The organism is Sulfitobacter mediterraneus (assembly GCF_003054325.1).
Classification (GTDB): Bacteria; Pseudomonadota; Alphaproteobacteria; order Rhodobacterales; family Rhodobacteraceae; genus Sulfitobacter; species Sulfitobacter mediterraneus.
The window spans coordinates 136,434-153,754 of sequence record NZ_QBKU01000008.1; the positions used below are offsets into that span (position 1 = coordinate 136,434).

At 60.0% G+C, this 17,321-nt stretch carries 17 protein-coding genes; 5 read left to right on the top strand and 12 right to left on the bottom strand.

What is annotated here, in order from left to right:
- Positions 1-46 precede the first annotated feature (46 nt).
- The 4 genes from betC to C8N31_RS14035 form a co-directional block, all read right to left on the bottom strand.
- Positions 47-1,555 carry a choline-sulfatase gene (betC, locus tag C8N31_RS14020; protein ID WP_025047739.1) on the bottom strand — a complete coding sequence of 503 codons (1,509 nt, stop codon included), beginning with the start codon at positions 1,553-1,555 and terminating at the stop codon, positions 47-49.
- Complete coding sequence (gene betI / locus C8N31_RS14025) at positions 1,552-2,127, bottom strand: choline-binding transcriptional repressor BetI (protein WP_025047740.1); 576 nt, start codon at positions 2,125-2,127, stop codon at positions 1,552-1,554. The genes betC and betI overlap by 4 nt, the downstream gene beginning before the upstream one ends.
- Positions 2,128-2,198: 71 nt before the next feature.
- A complete protein-coding gene (locus C8N31_RS14030; RefSeq protein ID WP_025047741.1) occupies positions 2,199-3,101 on the bottom strand; it encodes a DMT family transporter in 903 nt (300 codons plus the stop codon).
- 37 nt (positions 3,102-3,138) lie between these two features.
- Positions 3,139-3,735 carry a LysE/ArgO family amino acid transporter gene (locus C8N31_RS14035; protein ID WP_025047742.1) on the bottom strand — a complete coding sequence of 199 codons (597 nt, stop codon included), beginning with the start codon at positions 3,733-3,735 and terminating at the stop codon, positions 3,139-3,141.
- A gap of 94 nt (positions 3,736-3,829) precedes the next feature.
- On the opposite strand from C8N31_RS14035, the gene C8N31_RS14040 reads away from it, so the two are divergent.
- On the top strand, positions 3,830-4,708 hold the full coding sequence (locus tag C8N31_RS14040) for a LysR family transcriptional regulator ArgP (RefSeq protein WP_025047743.1): 879 nt from the start codon (positions 3,830-3,832) through the stop codon (positions 4,706-4,708).
- Between the two features lie 98 nt (positions 4,709-4,806).
- Positions 4,807-5,052 carry a hypothetical protein gene (locus tag C8N31_RS14045; RefSeq protein WP_025047744.1) on the top strand — a complete coding sequence of 82 codons (246 nt, stop codon included), beginning with the start codon at positions 4,807-4,809 and terminating at the stop codon, positions 5,050-5,052.
- Between the two features lie 82 nt (positions 5,053-5,134).
- Here C8N31_RS14045 and C8N31_RS14050 read toward each other — a convergent pair whose 3' ends face one another.
- Both C8N31_RS14050 and C8N31_RS14055 read right to left on the bottom strand, forming a co-directional pair.
- Positions 5,135-5,500 (bottom strand): SpoIIAA family protein, encoded by a 366-nt coding sequence (locus tag C8N31_RS14050; protein WP_025047745.1) that lies wholly within the window; start codon positions 5,498-5,500, stop codon positions 5,135-5,137.
- Between the two features lie 149 nt (positions 5,501-5,649).
- Positions 5,650-6,390 carry a YebC/PmpR family DNA-binding transcriptional regulator gene (locus C8N31_RS14055; RefSeq protein ID WP_025047746.1) on the bottom strand — a complete coding sequence of 247 codons (741 nt, stop codon included), beginning with the start codon at positions 6,388-6,390 and terminating at the stop codon, positions 5,650-5,652.
- 139 nt (positions 6,391-6,529) lie between these two features.
- Between C8N31_RS14055 and C8N31_RS14060 the strand changes: the two genes are divergently transcribed.
- Positions 6,530-8,302, top strand: a complete 1,773-nt coding sequence (locus C8N31_RS14060) for an SLC13 family permease (RefSeq protein ID WP_025047747.1) — start codon at positions 6,530-6,532, stop codon at positions 8,300-8,302.
- Between the two features lie 75 nt (positions 8,303-8,377).
- On the top strand, positions 8,378-9,235 hold the full coding sequence (locus C8N31_RS14065; RefSeq protein ID WP_025047748.1) for a bile acid:sodium symporter family protein: 858 nt from the start codon (positions 8,378-8,380) through the stop codon (positions 9,233-9,235).
- A 12-nt stretch (positions 9,236-9,247) separates the two neighbouring features.
- On the opposite strand, the gene C8N31_RS14070 is transcribed toward C8N31_RS14065, so the two are convergent.
- The 4 genes from C8N31_RS14070 to mgtE all read right to left on the bottom strand — a co-directional run bounded on the left by C8N31_RS14070 (position 9,248) and on the right by mgtE (position 14,097).
- Complete coding sequence (locus C8N31_RS14070; protein WP_025047749.1) at positions 9,248-11,020, bottom strand: SLC13 family permease; 1,773 nt, start codon at positions 11,018-11,020, stop codon at positions 9,248-9,250.
- A 243-nt stretch (positions 11,021-11,263) separates the two neighbouring features.
- Complete coding sequence (locus C8N31_RS14075; protein ID WP_025047750.1) at positions 11,264-12,076, bottom strand: TIGR00282 family metallophosphoesterase; 813 nt, start codon at positions 12,074-12,076, stop codon at positions 11,264-11,266.
- A gap of 51 nt (positions 12,077-12,127) precedes the next feature.
- Positions 12,128-12,697, bottom strand: coding sequence for a 5-formyltetrahydrofolate cyclo-ligase (locus C8N31_RS14080; protein WP_025047751.1), 570 nt, complete (start codon positions 12,695-12,697; stop codon positions 12,128-12,130).
- Complete coding sequence (gene mgtE / locus C8N31_RS14085) at positions 12,694-14,097, bottom strand: magnesium transporter (protein WP_025047752.1); 1,404 nt, start codon at positions 14,095-14,097, stop codon at positions 12,694-12,696. The genes C8N31_RS14080 and mgtE overlap by 4 nt, the downstream gene beginning before the upstream one ends.
- Before the next feature lie 111 nt (positions 14,098-14,208).
- On the opposite strand from mgtE, the gene guaD reads away from it, so the two are divergent.
- On the top strand, positions 14,209-15,504 hold the full coding sequence (gene guaD / locus C8N31_RS14090) for a guanine deaminase (protein WP_025047753.1): 1,296 nt from the start codon (positions 14,209-14,211) through the stop codon (positions 15,502-15,504).
- Positions 15,505-15,514: 10 nt separating this feature from the next.
- Here the strand turns inward: guaD and C8N31_RS14095 are convergent, their stop codons facing one another.
- Positions 15,515-15,934: a CAP domain-containing protein gene (locus C8N31_RS14095; RefSeq protein WP_025047754.1), complete on the bottom strand. Its 420-nt coding sequence runs from the start codon at positions 15,932-15,934 to the stop codon at positions 15,515-15,517.
- Positions 15,931-17,271, bottom strand: a complete 1,341-nt coding sequence (locus C8N31_RS14100) for an 8-oxoguanine deaminase (RefSeq protein WP_025047755.1) — start codon at positions 17,269-17,271, stop codon at positions 15,931-15,933. Before C8N31_RS14100 ends, C8N31_RS14095 begins: the two co-directional genes overlap by 4 nt.
- Between the last annotated feature and the right edge of the window lie 50 nt (positions 17,272-17,321).

Consider the following 17,321-nt stretch of genomic DNA (forward strand, 5'->3'; position numbering starts at 1 on the left):
GGTTAACTTTCTGCCTCCGGCGGGAGTTTAGGGGCCAAATGAAGGGTCATTCACCGCGCGGGAAGCGTTTGTTGTCTTCCAGCACGTTGAGGTCCATGTGATTGCGCATGTATTGTTCGGATGCTTTGCGCAGCGGTTGATAATCCCAAGGGTAATACCCCCCCTCGCGCAGCGCCTCATAAACCACCCAGCGGCGGGCCTGACTTTTGCGCACATCGGCGTCGAAAGCTGCCAAATCCCAGCGGGCGTCCGCTTTGGCTTGCAGGGAATTTAGCGTGCCTTGGTGATCAGGGTGATCTGCCAGATTGGTCATCTCGTTGGGGTCGGCTTCCAGATCAAAGAGCTGATCAGGGTCAAGGTCGCAACGGTTGTACTTCCACTTGCCATAGCGCAGCGAAACCATCGGCGCGTAGGTCGCCTCGGCGGCATATTCCATCGCGACGGGTTCGGTCCGCTCCACCCCTTGGCCCATCGGCACCAGCGACTGTCCGGTGGTCCATTCCATCACCTCGTCCATGCTGACCCCTGCGAGATCACACAAGGTGGGACAGACGTCTATGTTGCTGACGGCGGTTGTTTGCAGGCCCGGCTCCATCTGCGGGGCCGAGATCATCATGGGCACGCGCGATGATCCCTCAAGGAAGGACATCTTGAACCAAAGCCCCCGCTCGCCCAGCATGTCGCCATGGTCGGAGACAAACAGGATGATCGCCTCTTGCCGCGTGTCTTCCAGCGTTTGCAGGATCTCGCCAATTTTGTCGTCAAGATAGCTGATGTTGGCAAAATAGGCTCGGCGCGACCGGCGGATGTCTTCTTCTTTGATGTCAAAGCTGCGCCAATCGTTGGCGTCAAAGATGCGCTGCGAATGCGGGTCGTGATCCTCATAGGCCATCGCCGGAACTTCGGGCAGCAGATGTTCGCTATCCTCGTAAAGATCCCAATATTTCTTGCGCGCCACATAGGGGTCATGCGGATGGGTAAAGCTGGCCGTCAGGCACCAAGGACGCCCGTCCTCCCCGCGTGACAGATCATAAAGCTTGCGCACCGCATTGTAGGCGACATCATCGTCGTATTCCATCTGGTTGGAAATCTCGGCAACACCAGCGCCCGTGACGGACCCCATGTTGTGATACCACCAGTCAATCCGTTCCCCCGGCTTGCGGTAATCGGGGGTCCACCCAAAATCGGCGGGATAAATATCGGTGGTCAGGCGTTCCTCGAACCCGTGCAACTGGTCTGGCCCGACGAAGTGCATCTTACCCGACAAGCAAGTGTGATAGCCCGCCCGGCGCAGGTGATGCGCATAGGTCGGGATCGACGAACAGAACTCTGCCGCGTTGTCATACACACCGGTATCGCTTGGCAATTGGCCCGACATAAACGCCGCCCGCCCCGGCGCGCACAGAGGCGATGCCGTATAGGCATTGGCAAACCGGGTGGACCGCGCCGCCAGCGCCTTGAGATTTGGCGCGTGCAGGAAATCCGCCGGACCATCGGGAAAGAATGTGCCGTTGAGCTGATCCACCATCAGGATCAGAATATTTGGTTGTGTCATCTAGGTGCCTTAAGCAAGAGATCGAGTGTTGTAAGGGCTGAGTTCAGCGCCGCCTTGGCAGTGCCGGAGTGCGACAGCGCCGCACGTAGATAGAGGCCATCAATCAAGGCCGCTATGGTATCTGCATCCGCTTCGGGATGGGGGGATGCGCCGCGCAGGGCATGGGTCAGGTTGGACCGCAACCGGCGCTGGTAAATTCGCAAAAGCCGCTGGGTGCCGTTGCTGGTGCGCGATGCCGCATAAAGCGTCATCCAGGCGGACACCGTTTCGGGCGCAAAACATGTCTCGTCAAAGCTCGCGATGATGATCGCTGCTGCCCGGTCGCGGGGCGTTTCGGCCTGTGACAAACGGTGCAGAACCTGCGCTTTGTATTCCTCAAGGATATGGGTCATCGCGGCGAGGAAGATCTGGTCCTTGCCGCCAAAATAATGATGCGCCAGCGCTGTGGACATGCCCGCACGTTTGGCGATCTGCCCCACGGTGACATCCAGCGAATGCGCCGCGCCGATCTCGGCGATTGTGGCCTGCACCAGCGCCGAGCGCCGGATGGGCTGCATTCCTACTTTTGGCATGACGGATTCTATCCTTTGGCGTTACCGCGTCAGGATAGTTCGATCTTTATTGACCCGTCAATCAAGAAAAGTCAGAGCTTGGTCGCATTTGCATTCGGCGTGATCTGCCGCTTTAGCATAGCCTCGCGCCAGGTGATAAATGTCACCGACCCCAGAATGACAAACCCGCCGACGATCACCCAGATATCCACCGGCTCGTTAAACGCCAAAACCCCAAGGGACGTGGCCCAAAGCAGCTGCAAAAAGGTGATCGGCTGCGTCACCGTCACGGGCGCGGCAGCAAAGGCCAGCGTCATGGTGTAATGCCCCGCCGTGGCAAACACCGCGACCGCCGTGAGCAGCAAAACCTCGCGCAATGTCGGCGTGACCCAGACCGGCAGCGCAAATGGGGCCAGCGCCAATGTGACAAAAATCGACAACATGGCGACCACCACTGCGGGCCTCACCTCATCGGCCAACACCTTGGCCAACAGGTAAGATCCGGCAAAAACCACAGCCGCAAACAGCATGGCCAGATGGCCCAGACTGACCTCGCGAAACCCTGGCCGGAGGATGATCGCCGCGCCCATCAACCCCAGACAGACCGCCGCAATGCGCCGCGCCGCCAGCTTTTCCCCCAGAAACACCGCGGCCCCCAATGTGACATAGATCGGGGCGAGGTAATTCATCGCCGTGACCTCGGCGATGGGGATGCGGGTCATGGCGTAGAACCACAAGATCACGCCCAGCGCGTGACAAAACCCGCGTAATCCGAACAGGGACCATTGGCGGCGGCTGAGGTTGGTTTGCCGCAATGCCCCCAACGCAGGCAGCAGGAACACCAGCCCGATAGCATAGCGCAGAAACGCCGATTCCGCCGCAGGCAGGCGCGGCCCCATGTATTTGACCAAGGCCGTGACGGCGATGAAAAGCAACCCCGTGACCAACATCCAAAGAATACCGGTAAGCGGGCGTTGAGGGACTTCAGTAACCATAACGCGACAGTTTCCCAACGCGCCGCAAAGGGCAAGGTCACATCAGCAATAGTTTTGCCGCAATGCCCCACATCGTCGCCGCGATCAGCCCGTCCAGAATGCGCCAGCTGAGCGGGATGGCAAACAGCGGACCAAGCAGGCGGGCGCCATAGCCCAATGAAAAGAAGAAACAAAAGCTGGCGAGCGTGGCCCCGATGCCAAAGGCCAGCCTATCGGGATATTGCGCCGAGATCGAGCCGATCAGAACCACGGTATCAAGATAGACATGCGGGTTCAGCCAGGTCAGTGCCAGAACCGTCAGCAGTGATTTTCTCAATGACCCCGCACCCTTCCCGTCCGCCTCAAGCACCGCGCCGCCAAACCATGCCGCGCGGGCGTTCAGGTAGCCATACCAGATCAGAAAGGCCGCGCCGCCATAGCGCATGATGGTCTCGAACCACGGCCATGCCTTTGCCAATGCCCCAAACCCCGCGACCCCGCCGGCGATCAAAACAGCATCGGACAGCGCACAGGTCAGGCAGACCCAGAACACATGCGCTCGGCGCAACCCTTGCCGCAGCACAAAGGCGTTCTGCGCCCCAATGGCCAGAATGAGGGTCAGGCTCAGGGCAAAGCCGGGAAGGAAAGAGGTCAGCACAGGCTTGGTCCTTTTACAGGTCTGGCGTTTGACTACAGCGCCCCTGCAAATTAGACAAATTAAAGATGCTAAATCTGAATTAGGAAAATTGATGTCGCTTGACCCGACCCATCTGGCCGCCCTGTCCGCCATTCTAAGGCTGGGCAGTTTTGATGCGGCGGCGGGTGCGCTTGGGGTCACGCCATCGGCGGTGTCGCAACGCCTCAAGGCGCTGGAAGAACAGGTCGGCGCAACTTTGGTTCACCGCAGCCAGCCTTGCCGCGCCACCACGCTGGGGGCACGGCTGGCCAAACATGCGGAGGACATCGCATTGTTGGAGGCGCAGGCCCTTGGGCAAACCTCAGCACCGCGCCCAAGGCTGCGCCTTGCGGTACCGGCCGATGCATTGGCCACATGGATGATACCCGCCTTGGCGGCAGTGCCGGATCTGCTGTTTGATGTGGTGAACGACGATCAGGACACCGCGGATGATTGGCTCCGCCGTGGTGCGGTCAGTGCCGCCATCACCGGCCATGACCGCGCCGCGCCCGGCTGTGATCTGTTGTCGCTGGGTGCCATGCGATACATCGCGACGGCCAGCCCTGCGTTTATGCGCAGTCATTTTGCGAAGGGCGTCAATGCCAGCACCCTCGCCTATGCACCGATGATGGTGTTCAACAGCAAGGATCAGCTGCAATCGCGCTGGATCGCCCAAGTGACCGGCAGGCGTCTGCATCCGCCCAGTCATCACCTGCCCTCCACCCATGGATTTGTTGATGCAGCGCTGTCCGGTATGGGCTGGGGCATGAACCCGGAGCCGCTGGTGCGGACGCATCTGGCCCATGGCAGCCTTGTCGCCCTGACCAAAAACGCCCCGCTGGATGTGCCGCTGTATTGGCAATGCGCACGGGTGATGGCCCCTGCCCTCACCCCGTTGACCCGCGCGGTACAGAATGCCGCCCGCAACCATCTGCATCCCACCTCCGGTTGATTGCAACAAAACGGACACAATTCGGTGAATTTGGTTGCGGCTCTCTGGCAGAACGGCAGCGCCGCACCTATGTGCTGTTCATAACCAAAGGAAGACAGATGAACGATTTTCAAAGCAAGCTGGATTTGAACCAGTCACAACTGGAGGTGATCGAGGCCGCGTTGCACACGCAGTCCAAGATCTTGAACGTACAGGCCAGCACCGGCAGCCGCGCCGCCCGCACAAAACTGAACGAAGTTAAAACCGTTCTGGCCCAGATTTCCCAAGCCAAAGCCCCCGAGCCGATGAAGCCATGCGCACGCATCGGCAGTGGATGGCTCGGTATGTCGCGCATCTTCGGATAAGTCAGCGCCTGCCATTGGCCTTCCACCGCCCCTGTGGGGGCGGTTTTTTATTGCCCAAAGCCCAACTTTTGGGCCGCCCGATTTACGCCGCCAGCCACGCCTCTGCCGCCGCGGTGCCATCAAGCGGAAACGCCTTGATCGTCAAACCCGGCATCAACGCGCCCTCGACCTCAGCTGCCGTCCGAATCCAGCCAGCATCGGTCAGAACGGCACATTTGTCATATTTGCCCAGCAGGCCAAACATCTTGGGCAGCATGGTCAATTCCACGCCCAAAGCCTCCAGTGTTGGCAAGGCAAACTCGGGAATTGTATAAAGCATCGTGCCGTTCGTGACCCCTTCGGACATCGACAACAGATCCTCCAGACCTTTGCGCATCATGTCCGCATCCAGTGACCCGCGCAGTTCGATATCGACACGGTTGTCCGACGGTTTGGTGATGGTGAGCATATTATCCTCCTATACAATGTCCAAAGTATCGCACATCGCCGGAGGGCCGTCCTTGATCCGGGTCAAAGCCTGCTATGATCAGCAGTTATCCGCCACAAAAAAACCGGCCCTCGTGAGGCCGGTTTCAAAAGCAGTTCAATAGGCGCAGATCAAAGCTGCGACATCACCTCGTCGGAGGCTTCAAAGTTGGTGGTGACCCGCTGCACGTCGTCATCATCTTCGAGCGCATCAACCAGCTTCATCAGCTTTTCCATGCTTTCGAGGTCCATCTCGGTGGTGGTGGTCGGACGCCAGACCAGTTTGGTCGATTCAGATTCGCCCAGTTCCGCCTCAAGCGCCGTGGACACATCGTTCAAATCGGTGTCCGCACACCAGACCACATGGCCATCTTCGGTGCTTTCGACATCTTCTGCGCCCGCCTCAATGGCGGCCATCATCACGGTGTCGTTGTCGCCGACCTCAGCCGGATAGGTCACTTCACCCTTGCGGTCGAACATGAAACCAACGCTTCCGGTTTCGCCCAGATTGCCGCCGTTCTTGGTAAAGGTCGAGCGCACGGTAGACGCCGTCCGGTTGCGGTTGTCGGTCATCGCCTCGACGATGACGGCAACACCGTTGGGGCCGTAACCCTCATAGCGGATCTCTTCGTAATCATCGCCTTCGCCGCCCTGCGACTTTTTGATCGCGCGTTCGATCACATCTTTTGGCACCGACTGCGACTTGGCCTCTTTCACCGCCATCCGCAGACGCGGGTTCTTTTCTGGGTCGGGATCGCCCATCTTGGCCGCAACCGTGATCTCCTTGGCCAGTTTGGAGAACAATTTGGAACGCTGTGCGTCCTGACGCCCTTTGCGGTGCTGAATATTTGCCCATTTGGAGTGGCCGGCCATGGATACCTCATAACTTGGATGATCGCGTTGCCACTCTATAGGGCAGCCCACCGCCCAAGGGCAATCCCCCCTGCCGATTGCCCCTTGCGTTGACGCATCAGGCGCGGTGTCATGGTGGCAAACACCATGTGAGGCCGTGATGAGTACCGATCAGATTATCCTGTTTTGCCTGTTTGGCGCTGTCTTTGGCTTGCTGCTTTGGGGGCGGTTTCGATATGACATCGTGGCCTTTTCGGCGCTGATGGTCGGTGTGGTTTTGGGCGTCGTTCCTACCAAGAATGCCTTTGACGGGTTCGGCCACCCCGCCACTTTGGTGGTGGCGCTGGTGCTGGTGGTCTCTGCCGGTTTGGTCCGGTCCGGTGCGGTGCTGTTGATCACCCGCACTCTGGTCGATGCCTCCCGTTCGCTGGGCGCGCATATCACCTTGATGGGTGCAGTGGGCGGAATCCTCTCGGCCTTCATGAACAACGTCGCAGCACTGGCGCTATTGATGCCTGTGGACATCCAGACCGCCCGCAAGGCCGGACGCCAACCGGGGCTGAGCCTGATGCCGCTCAGCTTTGCCACGATCCTAGGCGGTATGGTCACATTGATCGGCACGCCGCCCAACATCATCATCGCCTCGATCCGCCAGGATGCCTTGGGCGAGCCGTTCAAAATGTTTGATTTTGCCCCCGTGGGCGGGGTGGCCGCCATTGCCGGTCTGATCTTTGTGGCGCTGATCGGTTGGCGGCTGATCCCGGCGCGCGACGATGCCAGCATCGGCGAAAGCGATCTGGCGCAATACATCGCCGAATTGACAGTGCCAGAAGGCAGCAAACACATCGGCAAACGGCTGGCCGAGCTGACAGAGATAGCGGAAAAGTCCGACGTCGCGATCCTTGGGTTGATCCGCGATGGCAAGCGCCGCTATGGGCAGGCCCGCAATGTCGCACTTAAGGCCGGGGATGCCTTGGTGCTGGAAGCGGCGCCAGATGCGCTGGACGAATTTCGCAGCACGCTGGATCTGGCCCTGTCCGACACGGACCGTGAGGATCGCTTGAAAGCAGGCGGGGAAGGCGTTGAAATCATTGAAGTTGTGGTGCAGGAAAACTCCCGCCTGAATGGCCGCACCGCACAGGCCGTGGGGCTGGCATGGAGGCAGCGCACAATCCTGCTGGGCATTTCGCGACAGGGCCGCAAGATCACATCGCATCTGCGCGGCACACAGTTGCGCACCGGTGACATCCTGTTGCTGTTGGTGCCGCGTGACACCGCCGCCCATGTCACGGATTGGCTGGGCGTGCTGCCGCTTGCAGATCGCGGATTGGCCGTCACCGAAAATTCAAAGGTCTGGCTAGCCATCGGCCTTTTTGCCGCCGCCGTGGCCGCCGCTAGCGTCGGGCTGATCTATCTGCCCATCGCGCTGGGACTGGTGGTGGTGGCCTATGTTCTGGCCAAGATCGTGCCGCTGTCCGAACTCTACACCCATATCGAATGGCCGGTGGTGGTGCTGCTCGGCTCTATGATCCCGCTGGGCGCTGCACTGGAAACCTCGGGCGGCACCGAATTGATCGCGGGCGCCTTGATCGGGCTGACCGAAGGTTTGGCGCCGTGGATTGTGCTGACGGTTCTGATGGTGGTCACGATGACCCTCTCGGATGTCCTCAACAACACCGCCACCACAATTGTCGCCGCCCCCGTGGGCATCCAGATGGCGCAAACCCTCGGGGTGTCTCCGGACCCGTTCTTGATGGCGGTGGCGGTTGCGGCATCTTCGGCCTTCCTCACCCCCATTGGCCATAAAAACAACACGCTTATCCTTGGGCCGGGCGGCTATTCCTTTGGCGATTATTGGCGCATGGGTCTGCCGCTTGAGATCATTGTTGTTGCAGTCTCAATCCCTGCAATTCTGGTGTTCTGGCCCCTCTAGGCCAAAACCGCCCCAGCAAATCGCTTGTTTTTCAGGCTGATGCGTTCCTAATGGCCGCAACCAAAGGAGAAAGCCATGGATATCCTGATCAACGTCGTGCTGCCGCTGTCACTGGCGATCATCATGCTAAGCCTCGGTGTCGGCCTCAGCATTGCCGATTTTGCCCGCGTGGCACAGCGGCCCAAAGCGTTTTCCATCGGTGCAATCAGCCAGGTGGTGATGTTGCCCCTGATCGCCTATGCCTGCGTGCGGGCCTTTGGGCTGGGCGGCGAGCTGGCGGTTGGCGTGATGCTCTTGTCGCTATGCCCCGGCGGCGTGACCTCCAACATGGTTAGCAAACTGGCCCGCGGCGATGTGGCCTTGTCAGTCTCGTTGACGGCAGTGGTGTCCTTGTTGTCGATCCTGACAGTGCCAGTGCTGGCCGCATGGGCGGTGCAGCACTTCATGGGCGATGCCGCGCCGGATGTGTCTGTGACGTCGCTGGCCTTTGCAATGTTCCTGATCACTACCCTGCCCGTGGCAATCGGCGTTGCCATCCGCCACTTTGCCGCGGCTTTTGCTGACCGGATTGATAGCGGCCTGTCGCTTCTGGCTACGGTTCTGTTTGTGCTGATCGTCGTCGCCGCACTGGCGGGCAACTGGGCGCTTTTTGTTGAAAATCTGCCCCGGCTCGGACCCGCTCTGATCACGTTGAATGTGGTTCTGATGGCGCTGGGTCTGGCATTGGCCGCACTTGCCGGATTGGCATGGCAAGCGCGCAAAACCATTTCCATCGAAACAGGCATCCAGAACGCCACATTGGGCATCACCCTCGCCGCGATCATCTCGGGCCAGTCAGAAGGGTTCAGCACCATGGCGCTGCCCTCTGCCGTTTATGGGATCACCATGTATCTGGTGGCATTGCCGTTTGTCGCATGGTTCCGCAGCCACTGACCCGCCAGCACCCTACCAGAACAGAGGTATCACCGCACTGGCCAACAGCGACATCGACAGGTTCAGCGGGATACCGATCCGCATAAAATCGGTAAACCGGTAGCCCCCCGGCCCGTAAACCAACGTGTTGGTCTGGTACCCAATGGGCGTGGCAAAGGCGCAAGAGGCCGCGATCATTACCGCTACCACCAAGGGCCGCGCGTCAATGCCAAGCGCAGCGGCAAGGCTGATGGCAATCGGCGTCATGATCACCGCCACTGCATTGTTCGATACGATCTCGGTCAGGATGGTGGTCAACAGGAACACACAGAATATCACCACGGTCAGCGGCAGCGTGCTGAGCACCGGCGCGATGTTGTCCACCAAAAGCGAGATCGCACCGGAGTTCTGCAAACCTGCACCAACCGCCAGCATCGAGAAAATCAACGCCAATAGCCGCCCATCCACAAAAGAAAACGCCTCTTCGGCATCAATGCAGCCGGTGACCAGAACCAAGGCCACCGCCAACACAGCCAGCAACAAAATCGGAGCCACATTCAGCGCCGCAAGGGTAACGATCCCGATCAACGCCGCAATCGCAATCGGCGCATGACCCCGCCGATAGGCCCGCGCCGACGGTTGGCTGACATCAACCATATCCATATCCGCCGCCAGTCGTTGAATATCCTCCGCCGCGCCTTCCAACAGCAGGGTATCGCCCACCTTGACGATCAAATCGTCAAGCTGCCGCCCGATGTTCTGGTTGCGGCGATGCACCGCCAATGGATAGACCCCATAACGCCGCCGAAGGCGCATACTGCCCAGCGTCCGCCCCACCATCCGGCAGCCTGGGGTGATCAGAACTTCAACGGTGGTGGTCTCGACCGCCGACAGCTGATCCACACGTTTTAGCTCTTTATTGGCCTGAAGGCTCAACAGTTCGGTCATCTGGGTGCGCAAGACCACACGGTCCCCGACCTGCAGCGCAACCCCCTGCAACGCACGCCGCAAAGAGGTGTCGCCGCGCACAACGTCGATCAGGCGCACGCCCTCGCGCTTGAACAACTGCACATCGAGAACCTCGCGGCCGATCAGGTTGCTTTCGGGGGGGATCACCGCCTCGGTGAAGAATTTCATCTTGGAGCGATCCGACAACATATTGGCCATGCTGTCCCGGTCCGGCAGCAATCGGCGCCCGATGGTGGACATGTAAATCACCCCCCAGGCGCAAACCACAAGGCCAATCGGCATGATCTCGAAAATGCCAAATGGCTCCATCCCCTGCGCGCGCGCGACCCCGTCAACCAGAAGGTTTGTGGACGTCCCCAATAGCGTCAAAGAGCCGCCCATGATCGCCGCATAACTCAGCGGGATCAACAGCTTGGAGGCCTTGGTGCCCAAGGTCTTGCTCAACTGAACCACGACCGGGATCATCACCACAACCACCGGCGTGTTGTTCATAATCGCAGAGGCGCCCATCACCGACAGGATCACCCCGACAACGGCCAATCGCGGATTGCTGCGGGCATAGCGTTCGGCCAATCGGGTCAACACATCCAAAGCCCCGGTGCGCACAAGCGCGCCCATAACAATGAACATCGCTGCAATGGTCCAAGGCGCCGGATTGGACAGAACCGCCCGCGCATCCTCGTAAGGCAGAACTCCCATGGCCAGCAGGCTCGCCGCGCCAGTGAGCGCGACTACCTCCGTCGGGAAGGTCTCGCGCAGGAACAGGATGAACATGATCACCACAACCGTCAGGGTCAGAACGGCGCTGCCGGTTTGGGAAAGGCTAAAAAGCTGCATATGTCAGGCCCGTTCGCCAGTGAGGTTGAAGACAAGTGTCGCCTGTCCGCGCATCCGCTGCAAGGGCGCCGTTGGGTGCAAGCGCTGGTGCAAAGGGGGCCAGCCCCCACCGCCGCTGCGCGGCGCTCCCCCCGGAGGTTTTTCTGGCCAAATGAAGCTGGGTGCCGCTCTTCTTCATTTGGCCCTTAAACCTCTGGGGTCCGGGGCAAAGCCCCGGGTGTTTGCCTCGCACATGGAGCGGAATTAGGGGGCGCTGGTTTGCAACAAACCGCCATCGCGCACCGGAACAATGCGGGTGGCGCGGCCCGTGCGGTCGTCCGTTTCGATATAGACGCCCGAAAGTGTGGCCTCGGAATTGGCCGGGGTAAACCGTTCCTTGGGCATGCCGGTGATAAACCGGCGCATGGGTTCGGTTTTTTCCATGCCGATCACCGAATGATAATCGCCGCACATGCCAGCATCGGTTAAATAAGCCGTGCCGCGCGGCAGGATCATTGCGTCCGCCGTGGGGACATGGGTGTGGGTGCCCACAACCAGCGAGGCGCGGCCGTCGCACCAATGCCCCATGGCCATTTTTTCTGAGGTTGCTTCGCAGTGCATATCGACAATGATCGCCGAGGCCAGCCCGCCCAGCGGATGGGTTTTCAAGACTGTATCCAGCGCCGAAAACGGGTCATCAAATGGCCGTTTCATAAACACCTGGCCCAGCGCTTGGGTGACCAGCACCTTGCGCCCGTTCTTGGAGGTAAACAGCCGTGCGCCCTTGCCCGGTGCGGATTTGGAAAAGTTCAGTGGCCGGATAATGCGCGGCTCTTGTTCGATAAAGGACAGCATGTCCTTTTGGTCAAACGCATGATCCCCCAACGTCAGGCAATCCGCCCCCGCATCCAGCAGCAGTTTGGCATGCGCGCCCGAAAGCCCCATGCCGCCGGTTGCGTTTTCGCCGTTGACCACGATGAAGTCGAGCTTCCAATCGTCGCGCAAACGGCCCAGATTTTCCGTGATGGCACGGCGCCCCGCGCGGCCCATCACATCGCCAAGAAACAGTATTTTCATGGTTTCAACGGGTACGCCGACACGGTCCGAACAGCAAGTCAAACCTGCGGGCTAACCGCCGCGCGGGATATCAATGACGCCTCGTTCGGTCACGATCAGATCCAGCGGCTGATCCGTCGGCTCCAGCGGGACATCGGCGTGTTCCTGCCCGGCAAAGGCAAAGCCGATCGCCATAGTGGGCCGTTTGGCACGCAGCATCTCAAGCGTACGGTCATAAAATCCGCCGCCATAACCCAGCCGCCCGCCGCCTCGGTTGAAGGCCAAGAGCGGCACGATCAAGATCTCTGGTTCAAAAAACACCGGATCGGCGGGGATCATCGCGCCAAAGGCGCCGCTGACCATTTCAGTGTCCGGTGTCCATTGCGCGAACTTGAGCGGCGTCGCTGCCGCCTCAATCACCGGAACACCGACGGGGCCGTGGGCGCTGGCCTCTGCCATGGCGGGGGTCGGGTCAATTTCGGTGCGGATCGGCATGAAGCCGGACAAAGGTACCCCGCGATAGCCTGCAAGTACCTCGCTCAGATAGCCCGCTTGCGCGGCATTTGCATTGTCAAACAGGGGCTTGCGCCGTGCAAAGGCCGCCTTTCGGGCCGCGTCTTTGATCGCTGCGAGATCGGTCATAGCAGCACCGCCGCCGCGAGGCCGAGAAAGGCGAAGAAACCGACAACATCTGTCACCGTGGTCACGAAGGCCCCCGAAGCCAGCGCCGGGTCAACGCCGACGCGTTCCAGCAGGATCGGGATGCCTGTGCCCGCCAGTCCGGCCACCACCATATTGATCACCATCGCCACCGCGATCACATAGCCCAGCGCAGGCGAGCCGAACCAGATGATCCCCACGACGCCCATCACCAAGGCAAAAATCACCCCGTTCACCAGCCCCACCAGACATTCGCGCCGGATCACCCGCCAGACGTTGGAGCCGGTCAAATCCTTGGTCGCAATGGCCCGCACGGCAACGGTTAGACTTTGGGTGCCAGCATTGCCGCCCATGGAGGCCACGATGGGCATTAGTACCGCCAGTGCCACAATCTGGGCAATGGCCGCCTCGAACTGGGAAATCACCATAGAGGCCGCAATTGCCGTCACAAGGTTCACCGCCAGCCATGGCAGGCGCTGTTTGGTGGTCTCGACCACGCGGTCCGAAAGCGACCCCTCGCCCACGCCGGCCAGACGCAGGATGTCCTCCTCGTGTTCTTCATCCAGCACCGCCATCGCGTCATCAATGGTGATCACACCAATCAGCCGCCCCTCATCATCCACCACGGGGGCCGAGATCAGGTGATATTGGTTAAACGCATAGGCCACGTCGCCCTCATCGCGCATCGCGGGAATGATCTGAAAGGTCTCTTCGAGGATATCGCGCAAAGGTGTGGCGCGTTTGGAGCGCATGAGCTTGCCCAGCGTCACATTGCCAACGGGATGCAGCCGCGGATCGACCATCACGATGTGATAGAATTGATCCGGCAGATCCTCTTCGGCGGTGCCTCGCAAATGGTCAATCGCCTGCCCCACGGTCCAATGTTCAGGGGCCATCACCACCTCGCGTTGCATCAGGCGGCCCGCGGAATACTCCGGCCAGTTCAACGCCTGTTCCACCGCAACCCGGTCGGCGTCTTCGAGCACCTCAAGGATCGCTTCTTGCTGGTCGTCCTCCAGGTCTTCAATCAGGTCAACAACATCGTCGCTGTCCATATCCCGCACGGCCTGGCTCAGAACTTGCGGGGTCAGAACGGCGATCACTTCCTCGCGGATAGATTCGTCCAGTTCCGACAGGATTTCGCCGTCAAATTCGCGGTCATAAAGCCGGACAAGGCGGCTCCTGTCGAAGGCGTTGATCTGCTCAAGAAGGTCAGCAATATCCGCCGCATGCAGCGGATCCATCAGTTCGGTCAGCTTTTCGCGGTCGTCGATATCCACCGCATAAAGCACGGAGGCAACGGTCTTCGGCTCCAGCTTGTAGGCCTGACGCTCCGCATCCTCGCCAGTGGCCAGTTCAAGGTCTTCGATCTGTTCCGACATCGCTTGGCCCTCCGTTTGAGGGCGACCATAGGCAAGCGTTTGGGTGGTTTCAATGCCACTTGAGACGGCTTTGCGATTGTCCCCGACCTCTGCGAGGCTTAGGGTTGGATCATGACAAATCTGACCCTCATTCTTGGACCCGTTCTGCGCTATGCGGGTGATCCGTTGCGCGGCCCTTGGCAAGATGCCGTGCACGTGGACGGTGCGGGCGGAGTGTTGATCGAGGACGGCCAGATCATTGAGGTCGGCTCGGGTGCGGATCTGCAAAAGGCGCATCCGCAGACGGATCTACACCGCTATGGCAGCGATCACCTGATTGCGCCGGGATTTGTGGATGCGCATGTGCATTATCCGCAAACAGCAATCATCGCGTCATGGGGTAAGCGTCTGATTGATTGGCTAAATTCCTATACATTTCCCGAAGAAATGCGCCTGTCCGATCCCGCGTATGCCGATCAGATCGCCGGGCGTTATCTGGATTTGACGTTGGCCCATGGCACCACCACGGCCGCGTCTTATTGTACCATTCATCCCCATTCTGCGGATGCATTGTTTGAGGCAGCGGCGGCCCGCGGGCAACGGATTGTTGCAGGCAAGACATGTATGGACCGCAACGCGCCAGAAGGGCTGCGCGATACGGCGCAATCGGCTTATGATGACAGCAAAGCCCTGATTGGCAAATGGCATGGTAAGGGCCGCGCCAGCTATGCCATCACCCCGCGGTTTTCGCCCACATCAACGCCAGATCAACTGGCAGCATTGGGGGCATTGTGGGCGGAGCATCCCGATTGCCTGATGCAGACCCACCTGAGCGAGCAGACCGATGAGATTGCTTGGGTGAAAGAGCTGTTTCCGCAGGCCCGCGATTACCTTGACACTTATGAGGCGCATGGATTGCTGGGTGAGCGGGGCCTCTACGGTCATGCGATCCATCTGGAGCCGCGGGAGATTGACCGCCTAAAAGACTGCGGCGCAGCGCTGGTGCATTGTCCTACGTCAAACACGTTCATCGGCTCGGGCTTGTTTGACATGGCCGGATTGACGGCGCGCGGCATTCCGGTTGGTCTGGCCACGGACACGGGTGGCGGATCGTCCTTTTCGATGCTGCGCACCATGGCGGCAGCTTATGAAGTCGGTCAGTTGCGCGGCACCCCACTGCATGCGGCACAGCTGATTTGGCTGGCCACAGCAGGATCGGCGCGTAGCCTGCATCTTGGCGATAAGATCGGCAGCCTAAGCACGGGAATGGAGGCGGATCTGACGATTCTCAACCTCAGCTCAACCGCCGCAATTGCACAGCGGGCCGATCAAGCCAGTGACATCTGGGAAAACCTGTTTGCCACCATCATGATGGGCGATGATCGTGCCATCGCGGATGTATGGGTCAACGGGCAGAAACGCCCTTAACATAAAAGCCTTAGCAGGGCGCGGCCAGCACCATAACCCACAGATGCCCCGGCCCCCGCGCCACGCCGATCTCGCGCAGTTCGGGGCGGATCATATTGGCAAGATGTCCGGGGCTTTCGGCCCAATCCTGCATCACTTGGGTCAAGCTGCGTTGTCCCTTGGCGATGTTTTCCGCCACCAGACACCACTCATACCCTTGCGCGGTGACCCGTTGCCCGACAGTTGATCCATCGCGGCCTTCATGGGCGAAATACTTTCGCTGCGCCATGTCTATGGCATGCAGCAACGCCGCATTTTCCAGCGAAGGTGCATAAACCATTGGCGCATGGCCTTGCGCGACGCGCAGTTCATTGACCGGGCGCAGCACCGCCGGATCGGCCAAGGCCGGCATCCCAAGTGCCATCGCAAGCACCAACAAAAGTGATCTCATGCGGCCTCCGCCAATTCACGTGCCATTTGGTTCTGACGTGAAATGGTTGCCCCAAGGTTAATCGTTTGCACATGCCCGTCCCGCACAATCTGCCGACCTTCGACAAAAAGGTCACGCACCGTGGTCGGCCCCGCCAGCAAAAGCGCCGCCGGATCCCAACTGCCTGCGCTGGCCAATCCCTGCACATCCCAAACCGCTATATCGGCGCGTTTGCCAACCTCCAGCCGCCCGCAGTCGGGCCGCCCAAGAATATCCGCCCCGCCGCGCGTGGCAATTTCAAGCGCCTCGCGGGCGCTCATGGCATCGGCCCCCTGCGCAACCCGTTGTAGCAGCATCGCCATCCGGGCCTCTGCCACCAGATTGCCCGCATCGTTGCTGGCCGATCCATCCACGCCCAAGCCCACAGGCACGCCTGCATCGCGCAGCCTCCGCACTGGCGCGATACCAGAGCCGAGGCGGCAGTTGGAGCAAGGACAATGGGCAATCCCGGTACCCGTTTCCGCAAAAAGTGCAATTTCGGCTGCGTCCAGCTTCACGCAATGGGCGTGCCAGACATCACGGCCAACCCAGCCCAGATCCTGCGCGTATTCACCGGGGCGACAGCCGAATTGTTCAAGGGAATAGGCAATATCCTCATCGTTTTCAGCCAGATGCGTGTGCATCATCACGCCCTTGTCCCGTGCCAGAACCGCCGTGTTGCGCATCAGATCACGGCTGACAGAGAACGGCGAACAGGGTGCCAGCGCCACACGGCACATAGAGCCCTCCGAAGGGTCGTGGAAGCCATCCACCAAGCGGATGCAGTCTTCGAGGATGGCATCCTCGTTTTCAACCAGCGCATCAGGTGGCAAGCCGCCATCACTTACCCCGATACTCATCGAGCCGCGGGTGGGCTGGAACCGAAGGCCCAGTTCGGCGGCAGCATGGATGGTATCCTCCAACCGGACACCGTTGGGGTAGAGATAAAGGTGATCAGAGCTAAGCGTGCATCCCGACAGCGCCAGTTCTGCCAGCCCGATCTGCGCCGAGGTAAACATGTGATCCGGCGTCATCCGCGACCAAATCGGATAGAGCGTTTGCAGCCACCCAAAGAGCAGCGCATCCTGCCCGCCCGGCACGGCACGGGTCAGGTTCTGGTACAAATGGTGATGGGTGTTCACCAGCCCCGGCGTGACCACACAGCCCGAGACATCCACCACCTCCGCGCTGCCCGACAGGTCTTGGCCGATCTGAGTGATCACGCCATCTTTGATCCGGATATCAGCGAAGCTGAGCTCGCGCCGCCCGTCATCCATCGTCAGAATTGTATCAGCATTTTTAAGAAGAATTTCGGACATGGCTCACCTATATCGCGGTAAACCTGTCTCAGACCATGCATGCATCCGGT

Coding starts and splice junctions, on each gene's coding strand:
- betC (WP_025047739.1), bottom strand. CDS start 1,555: ATGACACAACCAAATATTCTGATCCTGATGGTGGATCAGCTCAACGGC.
- betI (WP_025047740.1), bottom strand. CDS start 2,127: ATGCCAAAAGTAGGAATGCAGCCCATCCGGCGCTCGGCGCTGGTGCAG.
- C8N31_RS14030 (WP_025047741.1), bottom strand. CDS start 3,101: ATGGTTACTGAAGTCCCTCAACGCCCGCTTACCGGTATTCTTTGGATG.
- C8N31_RS14040 (WP_025047743.1), top strand. CDS start 3,830: ATGTCGCTTGACCCGACCCATCTGGCCGCCCTGTCCGCCATTCTAAGG.
- C8N31_RS14045 (WP_025047744.1), top strand. CDS start 4,807: ATGAACGATTTTCAAAGCAAGCTGGATTTGAACCAGTCACAACTGGAG.
- C8N31_RS14050 (WP_025047745.1), bottom strand. CDS start 5,500: ATGCTCACCATCACCAAACCGTCGGACAACCGTGTCGATATCGAACTG.
- C8N31_RS14055 (WP_025047746.1), bottom strand. CDS start 6,390: ATGGCCGGCCACTCCAAATGGGCAAATATTCAGCACCGCAAAGGGCGT.
- C8N31_RS14060 (WP_025047747.1), top strand. CDS start 6,530: ATGAGTACCGATCAGATTATCCTGTTTTGCCTGTTTGGCGCTGTCTTT.
- C8N31_RS14065 (WP_025047748.1), top strand. CDS start 8,378: ATGGATATCCTGATCAACGTCGTGCTGCCGCTGTCACTGGCGATCATC.
- C8N31_RS14070 (WP_025047749.1), bottom strand. CDS start 11,020: ATGCAGCTTTTTAGCCTTTCCCAAACCGGCAGCGCCGTTCTGACCCTG.
- C8N31_RS14075 (WP_025047750.1), bottom strand. CDS start 12,076: ATGAAAATACTGTTTCTTGGCGATGTGATGGGCCGCGCGGGGCGCCGT.
- C8N31_RS14080 (WP_025047751.1), bottom strand. CDS start 12,697: ATGACCGATCTCGCAGCGATCAAAGACGCGGCCCGAAAGGCGGCCTTT.
- mgtE (WP_025047752.1), bottom strand. CDS start 14,097: ATGTCGGAACAGATCGAAGACCTTGAACTGGCCACTGGCGAGGATGCG.
- guaD (WP_025047753.1), top strand. CDS start 14,209: ATGACAAATCTGACCCTCATTCTTGGACCCGTTCTGCGCTATGCGGGT.
- C8N31_RS14095 (WP_025047754.1), bottom strand. CDS start 15,934: ATGAGATCACTTTTGTTGGTGCTTGCGATGGCACTTGGGATGCCGGCC.
- C8N31_RS14100 (WP_025047755.1), bottom strand. CDS start 17,271: ATGTCCGAAATTCTTCTTAAAAATGCTGATACAATTCTGACGATGGAT.